The sequence below is a fragment of the Actinomadura montaniterrae genome, from assembly GCF_008923365.1.
GTDB lineage: Bacteria > Actinomycetota > Actinomycetes > Streptosporangiales > Streptosporangiaceae > Spirillospora > Spirillospora montaniterrae.
On record NZ_WBMR01000375.1, the window covers coordinates 1 to 5,967 of the forward strand.

A 5,967-nucleotide genomic window follows, 5' to 3' on the forward strand; every position below is an offset into this window, starting at 1 on the left:
CGGAGGACCTCGCGTCCCGGGTCCTCGGCGCCGTCCCGGGCCCGCTGGTCGCGCACCCGCGTGCGGCGCGGGGCCGGCGGGTCGCGCGCGCGGTCGCGCCGCTCGCCGCCGTCGCCGTGATCGCCGTGCTCGCGGGCCAGCCGTGGGTCGCCTACGTCTGCGCGGCCCTCACCGTGATCGCCGTGCCGCTGGGCCTGGACCGGTACCGGCAGCTGGGGCACGCCTCCGACGGCACCCGGCTCACCGTCCGGTCCGGTTCCCTGCGCCGCCGCCAGGTCGTCGTCGACCACGGCGCCGTGATCGGCTGGCGGATCCGCCGCACGCTGTTCCAGCGCCGGCTCGGCCTAGCCACCCTGTTCGTCGCGACGGGCGCGGGCGAGGGCGGCTACTCCGCGACGGACATGTCCGAGTCGGACGCCGTCGCGTTCGCCGCCGCCATCACCCCCGAATGGCTCGCGCCGTTCATCGAGCGCCCGGCGCCGGAACCGCCCGCACGACGGGACACCGCGCCCGGGGCGTGACCCCGGTGGCGGTCACTCGGGGCGGCGGGCGCCGAACATGATCTCGTCCCAGGACGGCACCGAGGCGCGCTTGCCCTTGGCCTTGCGGCGCGGCCGCGCCGGACGCTGCGCCGGGGCCTCCGCCGCCGCTGCCGCCGGGGAACCGGTGACCGGCTTGTCCTGCGCGGCGGGCATCGAGGGCCGGGCCGGCTTCTTCTTCGCCGGCGGCCGGGACGGCTCCCGCCGCGCGGGATGCTGCGGTGCCGGTTGCTGCTGGGCGGGCTGCGGCGGGGCCGGCTTCGGCCGCGCGGCCTGCTCCTCCGGAGCCTGAGCTGCCGCCGGCTCCGCCTTCTCCACCGGCCGTTCCTCGGTCTCCGGGGCGTTCTCGGAGGCCTCGCCGTCCGCCTTCTCCGCGGCGGGCTCCGCGACGCGCTCCGGCGCCGGGGCGTCGTCAACGGACGGTTCCGCCTGCTCCGCGGCGTCGCGGGCCGCGGGCTCCTCGGCGGCCTCCTCATCGGGCGCCTGCGCGTCCTCGGCCGGACGCTCGTGCTCGGCGGCCGGCGCGTCCTCGGCCGGCGCCTCTTCCTGGCGGGACTCTTCCTCGTCCTCGACGCTCGGGCTCTCCGCGGCAGGCCGCTCGGCCGTCGCGTCCTCGCTCGCGGCGGGACGGTGGCTCTCCTCGCCGTCCGACGCCTCCTCAAGGCGCGCCTCGGCGTCCTCACCAGCGGTCGCGTCCTCGTCGGCGTGCGCGTCTTCGCGCGCCGAGGCGCTCTCGGCATCCTCGCGCGGCCGGGCCTCTTCACCCGCACCCTGCGGACGCTCGTCCTGGGCCTGCTCGTCCCGCACGTCCGCGCGGGGCTCGTCGTCGCGCTGCTCCGTGTCGGCGGGACGCTGAGCCGCGGCCTGCGGCTCCTCGCGGCGCGCCTGCGGGACGCGCGGCTCCTCCTCGCGGGCGGGACGGCCGTCGCGCGGGCGGGCCTCGTCGGCGGGACGGGCGGGTTCGGCGGCCTCGCGCAGGCGCGGCGCCTCGCGGGGGCTCTCGGCGGACAGCGGACGGGACGCCTCGCGCAGCGGCGCGCCCTCGCCGGGCGGCGCGTCGCGGAAGGCGGGGCGCGGGTCGACCATGCGGCCGCGCTCGACGATGTACTGCGGCGGCTCGGCGGGGCGCAGCGGGCCGGGCGCGGCGGGCTGCTCCGGCTCGGCGGGCAGGCCGCGCGCGGAGACGTCCCGGTCGTGCGCGGGCCGGTCGTTCTGCACGACCTTCATCGCGGGACGGCGCGGGACGAGCGGGGTGACGGTGTCCGACAGGGTCTCGTCGTCCCACTCGACGGCGGTGAGCCGGGCGGCGATCTCGTCGAGCGGGGAGACGTGCCGGCGGCGCGGGTCGAAGGACCACTCGGCGGCGTGCGGGCGGCCGTTGTCGAAGAACGACAGCCGGACGCGCCAGGTGGAGTCCTCGCACTTCCAGGAGTCCCACTCGACCTCCTCGAGGTCGACGCCGCCGCGGCCGAGCCGCTCCTCGACGGTCTCGCCGAGCGGCGGGCCGAGCGTGGTCTCGCCGGGGCGGCGCACCGCGACGCGCTGCGCCTGCTGCGCCATGTACTCGCGTTCCTGCAGGACCGGGCCCTCGAACCAGCGGACGCGTTCGACCGGGATGCCCGCGGACTCGGCGATCTCCTCCGCCGTCTCGCCGGACCGGATGCGGGCCTGGATCTCCTTGGGACGCAAGGGACTCTCCACTTCGATCTCGAACTGGCCGAGGCGGGAGAAGTGCCCACGGACCGCTGCGCGGAGCCGGTCGTCGACGGGCAGGGTGAACCGGGTGCCTCGGCCCGCGGTGGCCAGGACGAGGTACGTACCGTCCTCGCTGACCGCGACGAGGCGCAGCTCCTGCATGCGTGTCCTTCCTGCCCTGTCCTGACGGCACGGAGGGCGCCGGACCGTCCGGCCGCGGTCTCACCGGCCGGTCGCCCGTTGCCCGCCGAGGGCGCATGCGTGCCCTTCCCCCGGGTTCCCGAGTCTCTCTTCCGGACACACCTGCTGCCAGCACCGTACCCGGCATGTCCGAACATCGCCGCTCTCGAAGCCCCCTTCACGAGGCCGAAGAGGGCACCTGACCTAGCTTGCCGGTGTCGCGGGGCGGCCGGGGGCGCCCTGCCGCATTCTTGTGCATCCTTTTCCACACTGTGCCTGAGCCCGGCGGCGCGCTCCACCGCTTCGAGGTTAGGAGCGTCACGTCTGTGGCAGGAACACCCTGATCTTCCGAATAGTTTGGTTTTCGGGGGTTTCGGGCGAGCGAACAGGGGTGAAAGGGTCGATGCGCGGCAAGCTGCCGGATGTCAGCACCACGCAGCTGATCGCCAGCGGGGTGGCGACGCTGGTCGCCGCCGTCGGTGCGTCCTACCTGGGGGTCTACGGGACGATCATCGGCGCCGGGCTGATGAGCGTGATGTCGACGGCGGGTTCCGCGGTCGTCAAGCACTACCTCGACCAGGGCCGTAACCAGATCAAGGACCTGACGCACCTCCAGGCGGCGGTGCACCGGCAGGGCGCGGCGGAGCAGGCGGCGGCGGAGGCGCGGAGCGCCGACCCGACGCGGACCGTCGTGTGGCCGGCGGGCGGCCCGGGCACGACCCGCCTCGACCCGAACGCGACCCGCCTCGACCTGAACCTGCCCGGCCACCTCTCCGGCGGCGGGCCGTCCGGCGGCGGCGACCCGAACGCGACGCGCCTGGACCGCACCCCGGCGGAGACGGTCGCGGACGCGCTCGCGGCGGCGGCCGGACCGGACGCGGTCCGCGAGGTCGTCCGCCGGTCCGCGCTCGACGGCACGATCGACTGGGTCAAGCAGCACTGGGTGAAGCTCGTGGTGTCGTCCGCGGCGATCTTCGCGATCGTCATCGGCGGCATCACGGTCTACGAGGCGGCGACCGGTTCGCCGATCGGCAACTCGGGCAACGGCACGACCATCAGCAAGGCGCTGACCGGCGGGGGCGGCGGTGGCGGCGGCACGGACGAGTCCCCGACATCGCCCGCCCCGTCCACGCACGCGACGAAGTCCGGTGCCACGCCGAGCGAGAGCCCGTCGGGCGGCGTCCCGTCGACCGGGACGCCCACCACGGCGCCGCCGACGACGCAGCGGCCGACCGAGCCGACCGCGCCGACGTCCTCGGCGCCCAGCACGCCGGAGACCCCGCAGACCCCGGCGCCGACGAAGACCTCCGACGGCGGCGGCCAGCAGCAGGACGGCAACGGCGCCGACCCCCAGATCACCCAGGGCCAGTGACCGCGGCCCCGTAGCCGAGCCGTCAACGACCTGGACCGTCGCGATCGCGAGCGAAGCCAAGTTCGAGCTTGCGAGAACTTGATCGCGCAGCGAGCCCCCAGGGCGAGCCGGAGCGATGCAGCGATCGCACGCAGTGCCCGTTGAAGGGAGGGCCTCCAGGGCCCGACCGCCGAGGGCGGTGCAGAAAACTCAGTCCCCGAAGACCTGGCGGGTGTAGGGGTTGGCGAAGCGGCGGTCGGGGTCGAGCTCGTCGCGCAGCCGCTGGAAGTCGGTGAACCGGGGGTAGACCTTCTCCAGGTAGGTGGCGTCGCGGGTGTGGAGCTTGCCCCAGTGCGGGCGGCCGTCGAGGGCGGTGAGGAGGTCCTCGACGCCGCGGAAGTACTCCTGGTGCCGGTCCTTGTAGTAGACGTGGACGGCGATGAACGCGCTGCGGCGGCCGTGGGCCATCGACAGCCAGGCGTCCTCCTGGGGGAGCAGCCGCACCTCGATCGGGAAGCTGATGCGCCAGTCCTTGCGGGCGAACAGGGAGCGCAGCTCGCGCAGCGCGGGGACGAGCTCCTCGCGCGGGATCGCGTACTCCTGCTCCTTGAAGCGGACCGTGCGGGGGCTGGTGAACACCTTGTAGGAGGTGTCGCTGTAGGTGCGGGCGCCGAGCGCCTTGGCGGAGATGCCGTTGACGAACGGCGTCGTGGCGGGGGCCAGGTGCGTCAGCCGGTTGACGGCGCCGAAGACCTTGTTGGACAGGAACTCGTCGTCCATCCAGTACTTGAACTTCGACAGCGGCTCGGCGGGGCCCTCGACGCGGTTGTTGCGCTTGGTGAGGCAGCCCTCGGTGTGCGGGAACCAGTAGAACTCGAAGTGCTCGTTGGCGTCGTCGAACTCGTCGACGCGGGCGAGGACCTCGTCCCACTTCATCGGCTCCTCCTGCGCGCGCAGGACGAAGGCCGGGACGGTCTTCCAGGTGATGGCGGTGACGACGCCGAGGGCGCCGAGGCCGGCGCGGGCCGCGTCGAACAGCTCGGGGCGCTCGTCGGGCGAGCAGGTGACGGTGGAGCCGTCGGCGAGGACGAGTTCGAGGGCGGCGACCTGGGAGGCGAGGCCGGCGGCGTCGCGCCCGGTGCCGTGGGTGGCGGTCTGCAGGGCGCCCGCGACGGTCTGCTCCTGGATGTCGCCCATGTTGGCCAGGGCCAGGCCGTGCTCGGCGAGGACGCGGTTGAACGCGTGCAGCGGCAGCCCGGCCTCGACGGTGACCAGGCCGGTCGCGGTGTCGACGGAGCGGACGGCGGTGAGCGCGTCCGGGCGCAGCAGCACGCCCTCGGCGACGGCGGCGCCGGTGAAGGAGTGGCCGGTGCCGGTCATCCGGACGGTGAGGCCGTCGGACGCGGCGGACCGGACGGCCGCGGCCACCTCGGCGGCGCTGCCGGGGGTCGCGACGCGGTGCGGGGTGGCCTGCTGGTTTCCCGCCCAGTTCTGCCACTTCTGGTGGGTCACGGGTGACATGCGCCGACTCTACTCGGCAATCGATCGTGAGGAAAGTTCACGTTTACCGAGGGCGCCGGACCCCGCCAGCCCGATCAGCGCGGCCGCCACCGCCGACCCCAGCGGGACCAGGAACGCGGCGTGCGAGCCGTACGCGTCCACGACCCGTCCCGACAGCGACGACCCGGCCGCCACCCCCACCCCGACCGACGTGGACACCAGCGCCAGCCCCTCGGTCAGCTGGTGCGGCGGGACGAGCCGCTCCACCAGCCCGTAGCCGGGGATGATCGTCGGGGAGATCGCCAGCCCGGAGAAGAACACCACGGCCATCATCAGCCACAGGTTCCCGACCAGCACCGGCGGGACGAGCCCGGCCGTCAGCAGGCCCAGCCCGGCGAGGAAGCGGCGGGCGAGCGGGCGCCGCCAGTGCCGCGCCCCGTACCAGAGCGCCGCGGTGCCGCTGCCGAGCGCGTAGCAGCCGAGCAGCACGCCGGCGAGCGCCTTGTGCCCCTGCTCTTGGGCGAACGCGACGCCGCTGACGTCGATCGCGCCGAACACCATGCCGAGCGCCAGGAACACCGGCGTGATCACGACGACGCCGGGGTTGCGGAACACCCCGCCGCGCGCCCCGGCGGCGCGCGGGCGCGGCGGCGGCTCGGTGACGCGCTGCGCCGCGAGCGCCAGCGAGCCCGCCAGCGTGCA

At 75.0% G+C, this 5,967-nt stretch carries 5 protein-coding genes; 2 read left to right on the plus strand and 3 right to left on the minus strand.

The window, feature by feature from the left end:
* A partial coding sequence (locus tag F9B16_RS48780) for a PH domain-containing protein (protein WP_151547078.1) occupies positions 1-521 on the plus strand: 521 nt, incomplete at its 5' end.
* Between the two features lie 12 nt (positions 522-533).
* Here F9B16_RS48780 and sepH read toward each other — a convergent pair.
* Complete coding sequence (gene sepH / locus F9B16_RS53370; RefSeq protein WP_225992644.1) at positions 534-2,396, minus strand: septation protein SepH; 1,863 nt, start codon at positions 2,394-2,396, stop codon at positions 534-536.
* Between the two features lie 421 nt (positions 2,397-2,817).
* Here sepH and F9B16_RS48790 point away from each other — a divergent pair, with 421 nt between their 5' ends.
* Complete coding sequence (locus tag F9B16_RS48790; protein WP_151547079.1) at positions 2,818-3,786, plus strand: hypothetical protein; 969 nt, start codon at positions 2,818-2,820, stop codon at positions 3,784-3,786.
* A 189-nt stretch (positions 3,787-3,975) separates the two neighbouring features.
* On the opposite strand, the gene F9B16_RS48795 is transcribed toward F9B16_RS48790, so the two are convergent.
* Both F9B16_RS48795 and F9B16_RS48800 read right to left on the minus strand, forming a co-directional pair.
* Positions 3,976-5,286: a D-arabinono-1,4-lactone oxidase gene (locus tag F9B16_RS48795; RefSeq protein WP_151547080.1), complete on the minus strand. Its 1,311-nt coding sequence runs from the start codon at positions 5,284-5,286 to the stop codon at positions 3,976-3,978.
* Positions 5,287-5,295: 9 nt separating this feature from the next.
* Positions 5,296-5,967: MFS transporter (locus tag F9B16_RS48800; RefSeq protein WP_151547081.1), on the minus strand; the 672-nt coding region annotated here is incomplete at its 5' end.